Here is a 19584-nt window from a genome sequence, read left to right on the forward strand (position 1 = left end):
CTCCTTTACTTATTTTCAGGGTATCGACTCCCCTTTTAAAAAGGTTTTTGTACTTTTGCAGGAATTTTGGGGCAAGTTGTTATGTTTCAGTAATACAAGGGCTTCCTTAGCCTATCATCTGCCCCCATTTGGCAAGTAACAAAACGTGCTTTTTAGCAAACAGTTTATAATGAACTTCAAAGAATATAAAAACCTAGATTACGCTCAGGTAGCAGATGAAATTTTGCAATTCTGGCAAGAACAAAAGGTTTTCGAAAAATCCGTCGAAATCCGTGAAGGGCAACCTACTTTTACTTTCTATGAAGGTCCTCCATCGGCCAATGGTACACCTGGTATTCACCACGTGATGGCACGTGCCATTAAGGATATTTTTTGTCGCTACCAAACCCTCAAAGGCAAGCAGGTAAAACGCAAAGGTGGCTGGGACACGCACGGTCTTCCTGTAGAGCTTCAGGTAGAAAAAGAATTAGGTATTACAAAAGATGATATTGGTAAAAAAATCTCGGTAGAAGAATACAACAAAAAATGCCGTGAGACAGTAATGAAATTTACTGACCTCTGGAACGACCTTACCGAGAAAATGGGCTACTGGGTAGACCTTGATGACCCATATATCACTTACAAAAACGATTATATTGAGTCTATTTGGCATTTGTTGAAGCAGTTGTACGACAAAGGTTTGTTGTACAAAGGTTATACCATTCAGCCCTATTCGCCAGCAGCGGGTACAGGTTTGTCTTCGCACGAATTGAACCAGCCTGGTTGTTACCGTGAAGTAAAAGATACTTCGTTGACAGCTCAGTTTAAGGTAAAACTTACAGGAAAATCAGGGTACTTGTTCGACGCAGCCGATAGCGATAATATCTATATCTTGGCTTGGACGACTACGCCTTGGACACTTCCTGCCAACTCGGCGTTGACTGTTGGAAAAAACATTGATTACGTTTTAGTAAAAACGTATAATCCATATACTTATTTGCCAGTAAACGTAGTATTAGCACGTGATTTGGTAGGTAAATATTTCAACGAAAAAGGAAAAGATGCTGACTTTGAAGCTTACAAAGACGGTGATAAAGTGATTCCTTGGACGGTGATAATGGAGTTAAAAGGTGCGCATTTGGAAGGTATCGAATACGAGCAATTGTTGCCATACATTCAGCCAGATGCTCCTGCATTCCGTGTAATCTTGGGTGACTTTGTTACGACAGAAGATGGTACAGGTGTGGTTCACACAGCGCCAACTTTTGGTGCAGACGACTTTAGAGTGGCTCAGCAAAATGGCGTGCCTGCGATTATGGTGAAAGACGAGAGTGGCAAAGAAGCCCCTATCGTTAACCGCCAAGGTCGTTTTGTAGCTGAGATTACGGACTTTGCTAACGAGCCTGTAAAAGAAGCTTATCTTTCAGACGAAGAAAAAGAAATCGAGCGTGAAAAACAAGGTCGTGACAAATACCTTTCTGTAGACGAGCGTATTGCGATTAAGTTGAAAACTGAAAACAAAGCGTTCAACGTTCAGAAATTTGATCACCCTTATCCTCACTGCTGGCGTACTGACAAACCAGTCTTGTATTATCCACTCGACTCTTGGTTTATCCGTACTACTGCGGTAAAAGATAAGTTGATTGCCTTGAACAATACGATTAACTGGAAACCTGAATCTACAGGTACTGGTCGTTTTGGTAACTGGCTTGAAAACTTGGTAGACTGGAACTTATCACGTTCTCGTTATTGGGGTACTCCACTTCCTATCTGGCGTTCGGAAGATGCAGAAGAGGTTTGTATCGGTTCTACTCAGGAGTTAATCAATGCCGTAAAACACGCCTTGAAAGACGACGCTTTGAGTGCAGAACAAAAAGAGAAAAACCAAGCATTCTTAGATGCAGCTGATCAAGATACCCTTGATTTACATCGTCCGTTTGTGGATGAGGTATATTTGGTATCTGCTTCGGGTAAAGTAATGACGCGCGAAACAGACCTTATCGACGTTTGGTTTGACTCAGGTGCAATGCCTTTTGCACAATGGCATTACCCATTTGAGAATAAAGATATTTTCGAAAAATCATATCCTGCTGATTTTATCTCTGAAGGTGTTGACCAAACTCGTGGTTGGTTCTTTACCCTTCACGCTATCTCAGCCATGATTTCGGATTCGGTAGCATTCAAAAACGTAGTTTCGACAGGTTTGGTATTGGATAAAAACGGTAACAAAATGTCTAAACGTTTGGGTAATGCTGTTGACCCATTCGAAACGTTGAAGAAATATGGTGCTGACCCAACTCGTTGGTATATGATTACTAACGCACAACCTTGGGACAACTTGAAGTTTGACTTGGCAGGTGTAACAGAAGTACGTAACAAGTTCTTCGGTACATTGACTAACACGTACAACTTCTTTGCTTTGTATGCTAATTTGGATGGCTATCAGCCAACAGGCACATTAGATAAGAGCATTGCTACAGAGCTTGACCGTTGGATTTTGTCAAAACTTCAAACTTTAGTGAAAGAAGTTGACGAATCATTTAATACATACGAGCCAACCAAAGCAGGTCGTGCTATCCAAGAGTTTGTGAGTGATCACTTATCTAACTGGTACGTACGTTTGGGAAGAAGACGTTTCTGGAAAGGCGACATGACTGATGATAAAAAATCAGCGTATGAAACCTTAGCATACTGCTTAAAAACTGTTGCTCAATTGATGTCACCAATCGCTCCTTTCTATGGAGATTGGTTGTTCAAAAACGTGACGATAAACCAATCAGATGCGCAAGAATCTGTACACTTAACAGATTTCCCAACTGTTCAAGAAGAATGGATTGATGAAAATCTTGAAACTTCGATGGACTTGGCACAGCGTATTTGTTCGTTGATTCACTCATTACGTAAAACTAATAAAATCAAAGTTCGTCAGCCATTGTCGAAAATCTTGATTCCAGTATTGAGCGAAAAAACGCGTGAGCAAATCCGTAGCGTAGATGATTTGATCAAGTCAGAGGTAAATATCAAGTCGGTTGAATACCTAGATGACGCATCGGGTGTATTGTCGAAAAAAGTAAAACCAAATTTCAAAGCACTAGGCCCTAAGTTTGGTCCACGTATGAAAGAGGTAGCAGCTTTAATTTCGGCTATGAGCAACGATGATATTGCTATTTTAGAAAAAGAAAATCAATACACACCAGCAGGTAGCGACATCGTAGTTACGCCAGAGCTTGTTGAAATTTTGACAGAAGACCTTCCAGGTTATCTTTCAGCTAAGGACAACGAGTTGACAGTAGCACTAGATATCACAATCACTGACGAACTTCGTCAAGAAGGGATTGCTCGTGAGTTTGTTAACCGTGTTCAAAACTACCGTAAGGATTCTGGATTTGAAGTAACAGACAAGATTAAAATTGAATTATTGAATACGCAAGCTGAAGTTTCGGCAGGGGTATTGGCATTCAAAGAATATATCTCACAAGAAGTTCAAGCAGTTTCATTAGAAGTAGTAGATACTTTGAGCGAATCTGTTGAAGTAGAAATGGAAGAATTGGTGCTACAATGGCGAATCGTCGTAGCCTAGTTTATTGAGTGAGTTGGTGATTGAGTGGTTGAGTGATTTTTAACTCTTAATTACTTTTTCAAATAAATAAGCGCCGTAGGTAAAACAGCTTAAGTTGTTATATCTACGGCGCTTTCTTTTTTGATGACTATTGCTAGTTCACGACTAAGTCTTGAACTAGTCTAATTTCTTAATAGCATTCTACCCTATTGCCAATTTTTATTATCGATTTCCTTCTCTTTTTCTCGTTAAAAAACTCACCGAATTCAATATAAAAACTAACGCTGTTACACAAAGTCCAACTATTTGCATTTGTGTAAAATCATGAGCAAAAAGTAGCAATACACCAATCGAGACGATTGAACCTAATAATGAAAAGAAAAGCAGGATATTTTTCAGTGTAGTATTCATAACAGCTATGATTTGGTTTAAAATAATCCTTTAATTCGTAATGATAGAAAACTTCTATTTACCTTCTAATTGGAGTATATGGAATAGGTTCTTTGATATAAATGACTACTTCCGTATATCGAAAGTCTCCCACATATTTTGGACCAAAAGATGTAACAAGGGCATAAGTCAGATCTATTTCTTGGCCATTGACTAGCATATAGTATTCGTAAAACACCGGCTTGGCTTTACCTAATTTCAAAATACTAGAGTTTTTGTTGTTATAGATAATAATGGAATCGACAATGGATAAGTCTTTGGTAAACCTGTCTAACTGTTGGGCCGTATTTATACCATTACTTCGGTCAACAGGAGGAGTTGATTCGTCAGATTGACACGCACTAAGCAAGCTGAACATCAAACATAGAGAATAGATTAATAGGTTTTTCATTATGAGTAATTGTTATTTATGTAGAAAAGTTTTTGGGGGGAATGTAAATTATCTTCGGCTAATTTAAGCCTATTCTTCTAAAAACGCTTATTTTTTTGATATAATCCACAGAATCAATAGCATAGAAAAATATATTTTCAAAAAAATATCAATCCTTGCAATCCAATCTTCAATCTGCCCCGTATATATTTTTGAATTCCAACATTTGTGAGACAATAAAAAAAACGACAGCATGCCTTCATTGGCATGGGTTCCTTTGTATTGTCTCTATTTTACGTTGAGCTGTCCTAAATCCATATATTCCACATTTACAAAAACTCATTTTTTATTATGAAAAAGCTCTTTATTTTATCCGCACTAGTATTTGGTTCTGTTGTAGCATCTCATGCACAAGCACTTACAGGAACTCTTAATGGCGTATTAAATCCAGTTGTTGGCAATCTTAATGCTCCTGTAGTAACATCTAATGTTGCAAATCTTACAAGCCCATCAAACGGAGGTCTTACCGTTGTTTCAGGTACAAGCGGTTTAGTTAATACCGCAACAAGTAACGTAGCACGTTTGAATACATTTGCAGTGGTAAACACATTGTCAAATAACCCTACAGTAGCTAATCTTAACGTTAGCAATACACAAGTACTAGGAAACAATGTAAATAACAATACAACTGTTGTGACGAATTTATTAAACAATACTAGTGGTGCGAAATACATTTCGGCAACAGCTCCTACAACAGTAACAGGAGGTTTGGCAAACGTTGGCATTACACCATCAGTTGCTGTGATTATTAATAAATAATTTTTCTTATAAGGAGTTATTTGTAAATATTTTACCCGCCATTATAACTCCTTAACCCGTAAAAATCAATTGGATAGCTGAAGCCACTGATAGGCATACGTGCTGAGTCAGTGGCTTTTTTATTAAACCATCAACAACCACCAGTATTTTGGTTGACCTATGAAAACTTTTTTCTTCATCATAACTTTTTTAGCGATAAGTCTGATGCCTGTCCGAGCGCAAAAGGTTTGGAATCTTCATCAATGTATCCAACATGCTCAAAACAATAATCTTCAAATCAAGCAAACTCGTCTGAACCAAGAGTTAGCATTAGAAAAAACTATTTATACCAAAACCGACCTCTATCCTACCGTTCAGTTTTCGGTAAGTCCGACGTTGGCAATGGGACGTTCGCTTGACCCCACAACCTATCAATATGCGACCAATGGTTTTATCAACAATATTATGGGAGTAAATATGAACCAAGTATTGTGGGCGGGTGGTCGTAAAAAAAACTCCCATCAACAAAGTATCGTTGAACAAGAGATAGCGAGCCTTCAAGAACAAAAAAATACTGTTGCCATAGCCATACAAATCACACAGGCCTATTTTCAGATATTATTACAACAAGTTTATGTCAAAAGTGCCGAACGTCAGCTCAGCATTTCGGGTGAGCAACTAGCTATTTTCCAAAAAGCTAATACTACTAATCCAGATACGGCTTACAGTATTTTGGAATGGCAAGCACAAGTAGCCAACGATGAGTTTACGTTGACAAAATATAAAAATGAGTTGAAAACAGCTCAAATTAACCTTGGTACACTTTTGGCATTGCCCGATCCTTTGGGCATTGAAATTGCAGAAATAAAAGACGAAACATTTACCATAGATAGACCTATCGGGCAAAAAAAGGGAGAGTATGACTTATTTTACAAAATGGCATACTGGCATCCATCAACCAAAATAACGCAACTCAACCAAAAATTAGTGGCTTTGCAATTCGATGCTGTAAAGGCCAGTGCCTATCCTACAATCTCATTGGCGGCAGGAGTGTCTTTGCCCTTTTCGAGCCTTTTTCGTGAAGTAGACCAAGCTTATTTGGTTCGCACCGATACCATTCCTGTGTATTCGCAAGGGCAATTACGTCTGGCACTTTCCCCAAACTACGCATACAGTTACAAGACCACGTCTTTGGTTTCGCAATGGAAACAACTGGCCAGTGCGTATGTGGGTTTTCAAATCAATTTGCCTATTATAACAGGTGGACTTCGAAAATACCAGCAACAACAAGCCGCCATCAATATCGAAAATGCACATATTTCGATGCTTTCGGCACGAGCTGAGATTTATAAAGAAGCGCTCTTATCAACTAATAATTTGGAAGCGGCCATTTTGCAATATCAGGCAGCACAAAAAACATTACAAGTCTGGCAGGTGTATTTTAATACCACCTTACAGAAAGTACAACGAGGAGAAGTGAAAATAAAGGATTTTGAATCGGTTAAAAATAGCTTTTTTACGATTCAACAAAACGCAGAGATAGCCAAATACGATTGGCTTTTGAAAAAGAAAATCTATCAATATTATAGCACTGGCAATATGGAAGATTTGTGAGTTATTGAGTGATTTGTGGTTGAGTGAATGAGTGATTATTTTGAGCTAAATGACTATCTGTGAATTAACACCTTGCATCCGATTTCAGACTATTGCGGATTTGGGACTTCTGATTGCAGAAATATTGAAATATTTCCCTCAAAATAGAATTTTAAAAAATAGGTTACACTGCCAAAATAAGAGATTTAATTCCACTTAGCGGGTGAATTTATTCACCCGTAACAAAAAAGGCAGACGAAAAACTAATTTCGTCCGCCTTTTTTGTTACTAAATTTTAAAAGGATATATCTCTAGACACAAAATATTGCATCTCTACAGATGAAATAGTAGACTAATCCTTTATCTCTGCTATTGACAAACGATTTTTTCGCCTTTTTTAGTCACTACATCGTATTCGTAGTACTTTTTGGTTGTTTCTGTAGCTAAGGGTTGTCCAACTACCGAAATAGGTTTGGCGCCATCAATACACTTTAAAAGCGGGTTTGATACTGTTCCTTTTGCTAGTTTTGCCCCTTTGATTTTCAAAGATACTTCAGAACGAATACGGCAAGTGCCTCCCAATTTTGATAAGATAGTAGCATTTTTGAGTTTACCATTTTCCCAAGTCATATCCACCTCAAATCCTCCACGCGCTACCAATCCTTTTACTTGTCCTTTTTGCCAAGTACTTGGCAAAGCTGGTAATAGGTGTACTGCGCCAGAGTGTGATTGTAACAACATTTCGGCAATACCAGAGGTAGCACCGAAGTTTCCATCAATCTGGAATGGCGGGTGAGCATCAAACAAGTTACGATATACACCTCCTTTATGATAGTCATATCCTTCAAAACCAATAGGACTCAAAAGGTTTTTGAGAATAATCATCGCATGGTCGCCATCTAATAATCTCGCCCAGAAGTTTACTTTCCAACCCATTGCCCAACCTGTACCTTCATCGCCACGACGTAATAAGGAATTTTTCACGGCTTTATACAATTCAGGGGAAGTCCAAGGGTTTACTTGGTTACTTGGGTGCAAAGCATACAAATGTGAAGAGTGACGATGATGTACATCTGTTTCTTCAAAATCCTCTGACCATTCCATCAAGTTCCCTTTAGCGTTGATTCTGAAAGGTTGAAGTTTCGGTAATAACTCTTCCAATTGCTTCACAAAAGCAGGGTCTTGATTCAATGCTTTGGCCGCTTGATAACAGTTGTTCAATAACTCACGAGTCAAGGCTAGGTCCATAGCTGTTCCTGCCGAAATAGCTAAGTTTTTTCCTTGATACTTATACTGGTTTTCGGGAGATACCCCAAAAGCTAACTCATAATAACCCGCATCGTTTTTATCCAAGAAACCAATCACAAATTCGGTGGCGCCTTTCATCACTGGATAAAACTCCTGTAAAAACTGCTTGTTGCCTGTGTACAAATAATGCTCATACACATGACTGCACAACCATGCAGCACCCATTTGCCAGTTGGCCCAAACAGGGTCGCCAGTACCAAAATCACCAACAGGAGAAGTCAAGCCCCAGATATCGGTATTGTGGTGCGCTACCCAGCCTTTGAGATTGTAGTGTAGTTCTGCCGTTTTTTTACCATTTACGGATAAATCTTTAATCAAATTCATCAATGGTTCTGTCAATGGCGAAAGATTACACATTTCGGCAGGCCAGTAATTCATTTGCACGTTGATATTGGTCGTATAGTTAGAACTCCATGGTGGACGTACCATATTATTCCAAATACCTTGAAGGTTTGCTGCCTGACCGCCATGGCGCGACGAAGAAATCAACAAATAGCGACCATAATTAAACAACAAAGCTACCATTTGTGGGTCAGCATCTTTGGCATAATTAACAATTCGCTTATCGGTAGGAATATTAGCCGTGCCTTTGCTTTCCAATGCCAAGTCTACACGACCATACAGTGCGTGATAATCTTGGTAGTGCATTTTACGAATACTTTCATAAGAACGCCCCGATGCCAAGCGCATCCATTGACCCGCCTGTTTTGAAGGTTCTAGACCGTCCAAACCTGGCGATTTGAAACGTCCATTGTAGCTTGTAGCTGCTACTACGTACACTTCTGCCTCTGAAGCATTCTCCAAGACCAACTGATTATCTTTAACACTTACTTTACCTGTTGCAGATTTGACTTGTACCCAAACCTCCGCTTCCATTCCTTCGCCATTCCAATCGTCGTATTGAACGGCTTCTTCTGGCTTAAAGCCTCCTCTGTAATTGGGTTCTACATGTTTAGGTGCTTTCAATCTAATTTTTAAGATATTGCCATCAACCCAAACCTTATTTTTCATCAAAGACGATGCACCAATCGTAAAACCTAAACTACGACCACCTTTAGCTGTCAAACGCATAGCCATTACTTTATCAGGGAAGCTAACTAGTAGTTCACGCTCATAAGTAGCCTTAGGTGTGTTATAGCGAACATGAGTGGTAGAAGTATTCAAATCCAAATCACGGTAATACTCTCCAATCTGAGTAGTATCCGAAAATGTCATCGTAAGATCGGCAAGAGGCTGATACGACTGTGTAAATGCGCCTTGGAGTTTTTTAGAAAGCTCCTCTGCTTCGGCGTATTTCTTTTGTTTCATCAATGCCTTTACTTCAGGGAAGTACTGAGCTGCATTGTGATTGTTCCAATCTTTGGGAGCACCCGACCAAAAATCGGTATGGTTTAGCTGAATGAGTTCTTTGCCAGTACGACCAAAAACCATAGCACCCAAATGACCATTACCAATAGGGAGCGCTTCTACCCATGTTTTGGCTGGTGAATCGTACCAAAGTTTATCGGTCTGCGCAAAAGACTGCACACCCAAAAGCGAAGCACAAGCCCATAAAAAAAGTTGTTTCATGAAAGAATTGAGTTTAGATAGTTTGATTACCAGTAGGAAGTATTAGTGCTGAATTGTGAGTTGTGAATTAGTACTGTACGAAGGATTTCCAACTATTGCGGATTTGGGATTTCTGATTTCGGAAATAAAGAAAATCATCTTTGTTTTTACAAAATACAGAAGGTTACAGTTCCGAAATCCAACATCCGATATCCGAAATAAATGGTTTTATAATTCTTCGTACACTACTAGTTGTAAATTGTGAATGTAAAATAATATTTTACATTGAGTAGAAGCACCAAATTTGATTTAAGTTGTGTGCTTTAGGCTTTCAGATAACGGCTTTGGGCGGTGGATTTTGGATATGAAAAACATTTTAACACTCTTTACTCTTTGCCTGTTGCCTGTTGCCTGTTGCCTCAACAAATAACTTAAATCTTATCCTGCATGATCACTTATTACTTAAATAATCGTCTTTAAAACATTGATAACAAAAGGGGAAGCCTCCTAAAACTACTCAAAGGCTGTCCTGCTACAGAAACTTTTGTAAGGGGTAAGGTGTTTTTCTTAAAAGCTTTAGGCCATAAACATTTTCAACCATTTACAGCCTGAAGGATTATATTTTCATTTTTTAAACAAAAACCAAACATGTTAAACTTTGAATTACAGAATCCTACCAAAATTCTTTTTGGAAAAGGTCAAATAGCTACTATTGCCAAAGAAATTCCTGCAAACGCTCGTGTTTTGATGACTTACGGTGGTGGTAGTATCAAAACCAACGGTGTTTACGAACAAGTTATCGAAGCATTGAAAGGTCATGAAGTCGTAGAATTTAGTGGGATAGAACCAAATCCTACTTACGAAACGCTGATGAAAGCCGTAGAAATCATTCGTACCGAAAAGCTTGATTATGTATTAGCTGTTGGTGGAGGTTCGGTGATTGATGGAACGAAGTTTATCGTAGCAGCTGTAGACTTTGAAGGTGAACCTTGGGATATTTTAGCAAAATCTATCCGTACAACAAAAGCAATGCCATTTGGTACTGTGTTGACGTTGCCTGCTACAGGTTCTGAAATGAACTCAGGAGCTGTGGTTACAAGAGTAGCAACGCAAGAAAAATTAAGTATGGGTGGACCTGGCTTATTCCCAAAATTCTCTGTTCTCGACCCTGAAGTAATCAAAAGTATTCCTGAACGCCAGTTGCGCAATGGTATTGTCGACGCCTATACTCACGTATTGGAGCAATATATGACTTACCCTGCCAATGCTTGGCTTCAAGACCGTTTTGCTGAAAGTATTTTACAGACTTTGATTGAAGTTGCGCCAAAGATTTTGGCTGATCCTAGCAATTATGAAGCGGCTGCCAACTTTATGTGGAGCTGTACAATGGCTCTTAATGGTCTGATTCAAAAAGGTGTGCCAACCGACTGGGCTACGCACATGATTGGTCACGAACTTACAGCTTTGTACAATATCGACCATGCCATGACACTGGCTATTATTTTCCCGAACTTATATCGTAATCGTTTTGACAACAAAAAAGAAAAACTGGCGCAATACGGTGAGCGAGTGTGGAATATTACTGAAGGTACTACCGAAGAAAAAGCCCATGCTGCTATCGAACGTACTGTTGCTTGGTTGCATGAGCTAGGTGTAAAAACACGTTTGTCAGAATACACTAGCGACTATGCTCATACTGGTGAGTTTATCGAAAAGCGTTTTACCGAAAGAGGCTGGAAAGGGCTAGGCGAACGCCGTGATATTACTCCAGAAGTTGTAAAAGAAATTGTAGAAATGAGCTACTAGGAAATAGTAAGTTATTAGTTAACAGGATATTCGTTATTTGAAGATGAGTACATCGGATTTTTGATTAGATTGTTATGTTCTTTAAAATATCTTTCGTAAGTAGTAAGAAAGATTAATTTAGTAATATATCTTGGGCACAACTCGACTATAACACTTTGATTATGAACACTTTCAAATAACGAATATCCTATTAACTAATAACATCTTCTTTGAAATTCCCAATCAGAAATCCGAAATAGAATTGATTCTTTCATTAATTCATAGCTCATCATTCTCAATTCAAAAAAGCTAGCTTATCTTTGTTCTTGCACACTTGCTTTTGAGAACAATTTCTAGAATGAAAAGCCTCTTTCTTTTTCCCATACCACTAAAAAAAAAATACCTTACTGCGACAATCCTTTTTGTCTGCTGTTTAGGAAACCTTTGTCTTGCCCAACCTGTATTCAACAAAAACCAATTTATGGAAATGAGTGCAGCACAGCGCTATCGCTATGTGCATGATTATCCATTTTGGAAAGTTGCCAATGTAAATCAATTATCTTCACTACTGGCACAAATGGTTGAAGTTGCTGACTTCAAAAAGGATTATCACACCCAAATAGCACTCAGTTACTACCTTGCATTAATTGGAACCAATGTTGGTTTTAAGTTTCCCAAAGGAAAACCAACGAGTATCTCCGGAGAATTTGAAGAAATGCAAAGAATTGCTAGTCAGCAAGGTTATGATATTGAAGCATTGATTGCCGCTGCTTCATTAACTAATAGTTTGTATTTGGGTCAGAAGATTTCGAGCGAACAGTATTATGTAGATATACAACCCTCATTGGAACAACTACAAGAGCTTGGATTTGAAAAGTGTAGAGACTATAACATTGCCTCTATCCTATTTGACTTTAGTAAATGTCTTTGGGATTTGGGTGATTTTGACAAAGCCTATTTATACCTACGGATTGCCGAACGATATATCGAGCCTACTATAGAGGGAGGCTTTCACTATACTCAGGTATTAAGTTATTTACAAACCTATTGGAAAAATAAAAAGGAGTACAACAAATCGATGATTTATGCAAAAAGGATTTTAGCTTTTCATCAAAACTTCCACTCAGATATACCCGAGCACAAATATTGGAGTGAATTTTGGCTAAATTTTGCTTCCATCGACATCGCTTCGTTATTACTAGACCAAGGGAAAATCAAAGAAGGAGAAGTTTACGCCAGTAAGGGATTTCAGCTGATCAAATCTCGACTTTCATTAGATACCGTTGTCTCAAAACAAGCTGAATTTGATGCCTTAATGGTATTGATTCCTGTAAAATTAAAGCTAAAAAAAATCAATGAAGTGGCTCCACTTCTAAAGCTTGCCAATAATATCAAAACCTCATTAGAGCCTGATGGAAAACTTGACTATTTCAAGCCGCTTCGACTCTATAAATATTCTTCGGAATACTACGAAAAAGTAGGCAGTTATGCGGAGGCGTTACGATATACGCATTTGGCACAAATGCTTCAAGATAGTCTCAATCGCCGAAATGATGCTCAAAAATTATCACAAATGCAATTGCGGTATGAAGTAGAAAAGTACGCCAACCATGTAAAAGCCATTGAGAGTGAAAAGCAATTACAGAAGTATTTGCGCAACGCCATTATTTTGATTTTGCTACTGGTGCTAGGATTGGTATATGTAAACCACCAGCGTTTGCGACATAAGCATCGCGAGCAAGAAAGCGAATTGGAAGCAGCCCAAAACGAACTTGCATGGCAAACCAAACACTTTCGTAATATGTCGGAGTTAATCGAAAGCCTCCGCCAAGAAAATGAAAAACTAAATGCCTCCGATAACCAACTTGAGCATTTCGAAAAACTTATTTCATCTACCATTCTTACTGACGAAGGCTGGACTAACTTCAAGCGTATGTTTGAGAAAGTACACCCAGGTTATATGCAGTCTGCCAAAGAAAAATACCCTGACCTCACCAATGCCGAACTTCGCTTGATGATGCTCGAAAAGCTAGATTTGAGCACACAAGAAATGGCGAATATGATTGGTGTAAATAAAAATACCATTCACCAGACTCGTTTACGTTTAAGAAAAAAAACATTAGATAAAAGTTAAAACATTTCTGTAAGCCTCTGTTTTTGAAAAAGTTGTCATTTTGTCAACTTTTTGTCATGCCCATTTTTTGAGGTTTCCCAATCTTCCTTATCATCTTTGTCGTACCAATCCTGTTAGGCTTTAGTACGACAAGATTGGTTTATACTTATGGGTGCAAAACAATTGTTTTCTAAATACAAACCACTCTATTCAAGTCTTGAACCTGAACCCAAGTAAAACATTAATTAAGATTTTTGCTATAGCTGATTACTTATCGCTAACACTCTTTTTATAATATAGGATTACACGAACAAATTTATGGTACAACCTCTACCTTGAGGGCAATGGCACAAAGCGTTTTACAACGAAAGAGTCATTAGTTGTTATTCAACAAACGCTCACTTTGTGCCTAAAGCCTAATTGCTATAAACCATACTTCATTGATTGGCTAATAATCAACACCTTTATTACACTTGCTTAATTTGACACTTCCATGTTCTCAAAATTTAGTGTAAATAATCTGAATCCTTTTCTCGTAATACCTCCTATATACACCCCCGTAAATACTTTAATTATTATGTATGTATTCTAAAATTCAGTTAAAAACTTATGCAACAAAAAACTACTTTTAGTTTATTCCTTCTTTATGTATGTCTTATTAGTTACAGCAGTGTAACAAAAGCTCAATCGCTAAGCGGCACTTCTCATAAATTAGGCCTTAGTTTAAATCTTGGTACTACCCCTGGTATAGACGTTGGCTATGCCATCAGTCCAAAAATCACTGCACGTTTGGGATATAGTTATTTCAAATACAACACCAACACTACCGCTAAGACCTCTGGCGAAGAAGTAAAATTGGGAGGTGATGCCAACGTATCCATCGCTAGTCTTTCTTTTGAATATCACCCATTCAAGAAAAGTAGTTTCAAATTGTTTGGAGGCGCTTCGTATTTCGATAAAGGACAAATTGCTTTCGTTGTAACACCAACGGGCACTTACAAATTTGGCAGTACAACGTTTACACCTGAAGAGGTAGGTAACGTGCAGTTTACCGTTGATTATGGCAAACAATATGCACCTTTTGCTGGCATTGGCTTTGGACGAACTGTCCCTAAAAGAAGAGTTGGTTTTGGCTTTGAAGTAGGCTCTTACTATACACAAACACCTAAAATAACCTTAACAGGTGACAAAAGATTGAGCAGTATGAGCGAACAACAAGCCAAAGTTCAAGAAAACATGAAAGACTGGAAATACTGGCCAGTTGTCAATCTGAGATTAGCCATCAGACTGGACTAAATTTTCCTTCTTTAATCAATCTTCTTTTAAATTCAGATGAAAAAAATATTTACTTCTATATTCCGTCCTGCGGTACTGCTTTCGCTAGGACTAGCTCTTACTTTCGGTTGTCAACAAATTAATCCACTTGAAGGTGTCGAGCTTACCGTCAACAACAACGTCTATAAATCTCCGATTCTGATTGAGTTTGTAGATGCAAATCCCAACAGTAAAACTTTACCCAAAGATTTAACCGTAACAATTTCAGGACCTAGCAAAGACCTTGTTTTTACAGACCTTGGAGGAAAAGATTTTAAGGTAACAGGCAATTTGCTTTCGGTAGTATTAGGACAAAATGCCAACCCAACTGAGAGCGCTCCTGTAGAATTTACGGTATCTGTCAAAGGACCAAACTACGTATCTACCAACTACAGTGTAGTAGTAACCGATTTAGAAAGCTCTACCTATAGAGTAGCACTGACAAACCTCAATGCGTTACCCGATGGCGTTGGAGCGGTTTCAAAAACAACCTTATTAGCCATTGGCGAAACTATTACAGTGCCTGCAACCTCCTCAAAACCAGAAGTAGCTAAAATTGCTATCGCGCCGGGCACGCAAGTGAAAGATGAAAACGGTTTGGTAATCAATACTACTAACGTTTCGAGTACGATTGTGCAATACGGCACAGGTACAGAAGAAGCAGCCAATAGCTTGCCAAACGAAGGAGAAGGGAATGTCATTAAGTATAAAGATGGAACAACCGATTTTGGGACGTTTCTATCAGCAGGATTTTTGGACATTGAAATGGCTGCTGGTGGCAAAAATGTTAAAAGTTTCTCAACACCATTGGATGTAACATTATCGCTTAATCCAAACTATGAAGACCCAGAAACAGAAGCTCCAATGAACGTAGGTGATCAAATTCCTGTATGGAGTTATGATAAAGCTAAAGATGAATGGACAGAAGAAGGAGTTGCCACTATCGCCAAAGACGCCAACGGAAATTTGATTGCCAACTTTAAAGTATCCCATTTGTCAGTATGGACAGTTGCTAAAAACTATAAAGGAAAAACTTGTGGTTCCAAAACTATCAAAATAAAAGTAAGGTCTGATGTTAGATATGGCTCATCCAAATTTAGTGCAAAGATTACATACTCTAAAAGTGGAAAAGCAAAGTTCAGTAAGAGCTTCTATAATTTTAAAATATCTAATGGTTCAAGTTATTCCATTAAAGTAAAACGAGTACCTAGTGGCTATACTGGACGTATTGTCGTTACTCCAGTTAGTACTGCTCCAAATACGACTACAAGAGGTGGTACTCAGACATTTAAGGCTTGTAATAATGCAGTAGTATCTATAGATGTAAAAGTTAAAGAGGCGCCAGAACCCACTCTTACTGATACCGAATCTGACGCAGTAAAAGTTAATCTTGACTTTACAGCGGCTTGTATTAGTAAAAATATCAGTGTCAAACCTACAGTTTGGTTAAAACTTGTAGATGATACCAATGCAGAACAACTCGTAAGTGTTGTTGAAGGAAAAGCCATCATTGGTATGAAGAAAGGGGTAAAATATACCTTAACAGCTACTTACAATGGAATTGACTTCGCTGGTGAAGTTACCATCAATGGCGATAGCGCTACCATCATTTCATCAACAGGTCTGAATGGTTCTTTCCCAATTGACGTAAAAACAGGGGAAGTAAACGCAACAATTATTTATCCACTCAATAATTGTCAGTAAATAGATACAAAAACGACATCAAGGAATACATTTATTCCTTGATGTCGTTGATTTCGCTTTCCACTAATTTAAATCATAACCTATGAAAAAGACTATCGCTTCTGTAACCTGTGGCGGTTTATTACTATTAGTGATTCCTCTTTTGTTTTTACGTTGTCAAAATATTAATCCCTTTAATGATACTCGATTTCCCAATAATATGAGTAACTCTCATCCCCCAATCCTCATTGAGTTTGTGGATGAAGATCAACCTAATATTATGTTTCCTAAAAATCTAACCATTTCTATTTCTGGTCCAGACAGAAATCTAGTTCTGAGTGATCTGGAAAGTAAAAATCATAAAATTGTTGGCAACTTGCTATCGTTGGTACTTTCACCAAATGCCAAGCCAAGTGTTAAGCATCCTATTAGTTTTACCATTACAGCCAAAGGCAAACACTATGAACAAGTAAGCAAAAACATAACTATTTCGACCTTATCAAATCAATCCTACACGATTCCGATGAATTATGAATAACATCCATTAGGATAATATCCTGTTAAACTACATCTCTCTGGCGATTAGTATCTACCCAATAAGCCCATACTATCAAAATCCATTGTAGTTGTGCTCCCCAAGCAATATCTTCAGCATGTTGTGGGGGTGGTCCAAACACATTACCTATCTGAATTAAGATTAATAATCCAATCAACCCCCATAGCCCCACAATCCCCATCCAATTTTGAGCTGTGGAAGTCTTGATATATTGAAATAACCCTAGTGCCAATAACAGAAACTCTAATGCCATAGTAAGCCAAACGTGATTCCATAAACCTAATCCTACTTTAGGAGAGTTTTTGCTCCAATAAATAGGTAAATCAGGAATATGAACAGTCAAGTCTAATACCCAATGACTCAGCACACATAGCCCCAGAGTCGTAGCAATGATGAGATTTTGATAAAAGACCATTGCAATGCCTCCTAACAAAGCAGACCACACAAGTGCCATTATTAAGCTGTGAGAAATAGGATAATATATAAAGTCCAACGGATTAAAAGCTGTGATTCCAGCTCGAATTTCTACCTTTTCAAGACCCAGCTGTAGTAGCGTTGGCCAAAGCAAATCCAAAAACTGAACCGATAAAAATAAAGCTCCTAGCGATATACGTGGCTGAATGGCCTTTGTACCAAAGCCTACAGCAAAATGACCTATAAACATGTTTGTTGTTATGAGAGGGTGTTGTAATTAACAATTGTGAGCAATTATTTGGAATATAATTCTCTAAAAACGATAGCCTATATGTATCGTTGGAAAAAATAGCCATTTACTATTGTCATATTGGAGATTGGTAAACTTTACTGCTTTCGTATGCACAACATAGCCGTAGCTAAACCAAGGAACAAGGTATAGACCCTTTTGAATGCCTTCTTGCGGTTTATGAAAGAAAAAGCGATATCCCATTTGAGCGCCAATTGTAATATTATTGCCATCCGCAACTGCCAAACTAGTATTATGAGTAGCATCTACAGTAGCATAACCAATATTCAGACCTGTATACAATCCACGAGTAGTGCCTTCCCCAAAATGGTAATTGGCCTTTATACCAAATCCATTCTGTCGAATTTTAAACCCATCATTGCCTGAAAATCCTTCAGGTTCCTCAATACCAAAAATGCCTAAATCAAAACTTATATGAGAAGATGGCTGAATAATGCCATGAAAAGAATACCCCTTAAGTACATACGCAATGGGATCCAACTCAATGCTATAATTTGTATTGAAGGTAGTCTCTTGAGCTAAAAGCTGATAAGACCATAATAAAATAATAAAGCAAAACTTCTTCATGATACTTTTCGTTTGTGTGTGAGATAATGACTCAAAATTATCACCATCATTACACCACAATCGTCCGATTTTCAGTATAAAACGTTCTGATTTAGAAAGTCGAACCTACTTTTTCTTGTATTCTGAAGGAGTCACACCCGTAAATTTCTTAAAAGCTGTATTAAATGAAGATTTAGAATTAAATCCACAATCCATAGCTATACCTAGAATAGACATATGCTTGTATTGATCGTCATTAAGGCGACGTTTGATTTCCTCAATCCGATAACGATTAATTAAATCAAAAAAGGTTTCTTGGTACTGTCGATTAATTACCTCTGACACTTGATAGGCAGGAACACCCAGTTCTAAACTTAACTGACTCAAAGAAAGCTCACTTTGCAGATATATCTGTTGGGATTCAAATAAACTCTTCATGCGTACTGCTAAGTTTTCATTTATCTCAGCTTGAAGATTATATGTGCTGCGTGGCCGTTTCTCAACATTATTGATTCCATTTTCAAAGGCTTCTCTAACGACAAGCTCTTCTGCAATAATTGGGCGATTCCAAGCAGTATAGGCCAATACATAAATCAAGATAGCAAATGCTAGTCCAATTAAATTATTGATAATGACAAAATTAAGTGGCCAGAAATACATTGACACAAATACAATAATAGCCAACATCAACACCAAAATAAAAAGCTTAAGTACAAAATTAGCTTTGTTGAGATTGAGTCGACTTAAGTCTGAATAGTTATCCAGAAGTGTTTGCTGAAATTTTCGCGTCAAGTTTAGACTTGCTACAATGTAAAAAAATATATGAACTGTACGAAGTGATAATATAAATATCACTAACCCTGAAGGTGTATTATTCAGAAATACTTTTTCTCCAAAAGCAATTTTTGCTTCAGCACTTTGCAAGTAAAAAGGAATTAGGGATCCTAGATATAGCCAAAAAGGTATATAATGCCACCATATAGGATTGCCTTTATGTGTAAGAAGGCTAATATAACGATATAAAAACGGTCCATACAATAGCACTAGAGGGTCTCCTATTCGAATCAAATGAGGGAGTTCGCGATAATATCCAGTCATGCCTAACACAGGACCTAATAGGCTCAAAGAAATTACAGTAACTAATAAGGCCAAAGCCTTGTTTTCGGGGGTAGCTCTATTACGCCCTAATAAGACTATACACAAGAAGACTCCCTGAAAAGCTGCTGTAAAATTAACAATGGAAAGAAATTTCATAAAA

General features: G+C 37.9%; 13 protein-coding genes. 8 read left to right on the forward strand and 5 right to left on the reverse strand.

Annotated features, from left to right (window positions below):
* Positions 1–169 precede the first annotated feature (169 nt).
* On the forward strand, positions 170–3559 hold the full coding sequence (gene ileS, locus QM481_RS19645; protein ID WP_283382998.1) for an isoleucine--tRNA ligase: 3390 nt from the start codon (positions 170–172) through the stop codon (positions 3557–3559).
* Between the two features lie 448 nt (positions 3560–4007).
* On the opposite strand, the gene QM481_RS19650 is transcribed toward ileS, so the two are convergent.
* On the reverse strand, positions 4008–4349 hold the full coding sequence (locus QM481_RS19650; protein ID WP_283382999.1) for a hypothetical protein: 342 nt from the start codon (positions 4347–4349) through the stop codon (positions 4008–4010).
* Positions 4350–4709: 360 nt separating this feature from the next.
* Between QM481_RS19650 and QM481_RS19655 the strand changes: the two genes are divergently transcribed.
* Together QM481_RS19655 and QM481_RS19660 are read left to right on the forward strand one after the other, a co-directional pair.
* Positions 4710–5177: a hypothetical protein gene (locus QM481_RS19655; RefSeq protein ID WP_283383000.1), complete on the forward strand. Its 468-nt coding sequence runs from the start codon at positions 4710–4712 to the stop codon at positions 5175–5177.
* 159 nt (positions 5178–5336) lie between these two features.
* The gene (locus QM481_RS19660) at positions 5337–6770 is read left to right on the forward strand and encodes a TolC family protein (protein ID WP_283383001.1); all 1434 of its coding nucleotides are present in this window, start codon (positions 5337–5339) and stop codon (positions 6768–6770) included.
* Between the two features lie 348 nt (positions 6771–7118).
* Here QM481_RS19660 and QM481_RS19665 read toward each other — a convergent pair whose 3' ends face one another.
* Complete coding sequence (locus QM481_RS19665) at positions 7119–9626, reverse strand: glycoside hydrolase family 95 protein (protein WP_283383002.1); 2508 nt, start codon at positions 9624–9626, stop codon at positions 7119–7121.
* A gap of 627 nt (positions 9627–10253) precedes the next feature.
* Between QM481_RS19665 and QM481_RS19670 the strand changes: the two genes are divergently transcribed.
* The 5 genes from QM481_RS19670 (at position 10254) to QM481_RS19690 (ending at position 17038) form a co-directional block, all read left to right on the forward strand.
* The gene (locus QM481_RS19670; protein WP_283383003.1) at positions 10254–11411 is read left to right on the forward strand and encodes an iron-containing alcohol dehydrogenase; all 1158 of its coding nucleotides are present in this window, start codon (positions 10254–10256) and stop codon (positions 11409–11411) included.
* Positions 11412–11877: 466 nt separating this feature from the next.
* The gene (locus QM481_RS19675) at positions 11878–13524 is read left to right on the forward strand and encodes a helix-turn-helix transcriptional regulator (protein WP_283383004.1); all 1647 of its coding nucleotides are present in this window, start codon (positions 11878–11880) and stop codon (positions 13522–13524) included.
* Between the two features lie 588 nt (positions 13525–14112).
* Positions 14113–14799 carry a hypothetical protein gene (locus tag QM481_RS19680; RefSeq protein WP_283383005.1) on the forward strand — a complete coding sequence of 229 codons (687 nt, stop codon included), beginning with the start codon at positions 14113–14115 and terminating at the stop codon, positions 14797–14799.
* Positions 14800–14835: 36 nt separating this feature from the next.
* Positions 14836–16521 carry a hypothetical protein gene (locus QM481_RS19685; RefSeq protein WP_283383006.1) on the forward strand — a complete coding sequence of 562 codons (1686 nt, stop codon included), beginning with the start codon at positions 14836–14838 and terminating at the stop codon, positions 16519–16521.
* Between the two features lie 82 nt (positions 16522–16603).
* On the forward strand, positions 16604–17038 hold the full coding sequence (locus tag QM481_RS19690; protein ID WP_283383007.1) for a hypothetical protein: 435 nt from the start codon (positions 16604–16606) through the stop codon (positions 17036–17038).
* 22 nt (positions 17039–17060) lie between these two features.
* Here QM481_RS19690 and QM481_RS19695 read toward each other — a convergent pair whose 3' ends face one another.
* The 3 genes from QM481_RS19695 to QM481_RS19705 all read right to left on the reverse strand — a co-directional run bounded on the left by QM481_RS19695 (position 17061) and on the right by QM481_RS19705 (position 19580).
* Positions 17061–17720 carry a metal-dependent hydrolase gene (locus tag QM481_RS19695; RefSeq protein ID WP_283383008.1) on the reverse strand — a complete coding sequence of 220 codons (660 nt, stop codon included), beginning with the start codon at positions 17718–17720 and terminating at the stop codon, positions 17061–17063.
* Between the two features lie 63 nt (positions 17721–17783).
* Entirely contained in the window at positions 17784–18347 is a 564-nt protein-coding gene (locus tag QM481_RS19700) for a hypothetical protein (protein ID WP_166553196.1), read from the reverse strand.
* A 105-nt stretch (positions 18348–18452) separates the two neighbouring features.
* Complete coding sequence (locus QM481_RS19705; RefSeq protein WP_283383009.1) at positions 18453–19580, reverse strand: helix-turn-helix domain-containing protein; 1128 nt, start codon at positions 19578–19580, stop codon at positions 18453–18455.
* Positions 19581–19584 lie beyond the last annotated feature (4 nt).

The organism is Flectobacillus rivi, from assembly GCF_030056655.1.
Taxonomy (GTDB): domain Bacteria; phylum Bacteroidota; class Bacteroidia; order Cytophagales; family Spirosomataceae; genus Flectobacillus; species Flectobacillus rivi.